Genomic DNA, 259 nt, shown 5'->3' with positions numbered 1-259 from the left:
AACGCATGGACGATGTGTTCGCGCGGATGTATGAGGCGGACGTCAAAGGAGGCCGCCCGAGCATCGCGCCGGAGAAGCTGGTGCGCGCTCTTTTGCTGCAGGTGCTGTACTCAATTCGTAGCGAGCGCATGCTGGTAGAACAGATTTCCTACAACATGCTGTTCCGCTGGTTCGTCGGCTTGCCGATGGACGGGACCGTGTGGGACCACTCGACGTTCAGCAAGAACCGCGACCGGTTGCTCGAACACGACGTGCTGGT

Annotated in this window: 1 protein-coding gene; it reads left to right on the top strand. The window is 59.8% G+C overall.

The features are described 5' to 3' along the window. Positions 1 to 259: transposase (locus ACRXB1_RS37695; protein ID WP_449494977.1), on the top strand; the 259-nt coding region annotated here is incomplete at both ends.

The organism is Caballeronia sp. M23-90 (assembly GCF_053574605.1).
The sequence above is the reverse complement of the archived record's forward strand: the minus strand, read 5'-3'. Positions and strand labels throughout refer to the sequence as shown.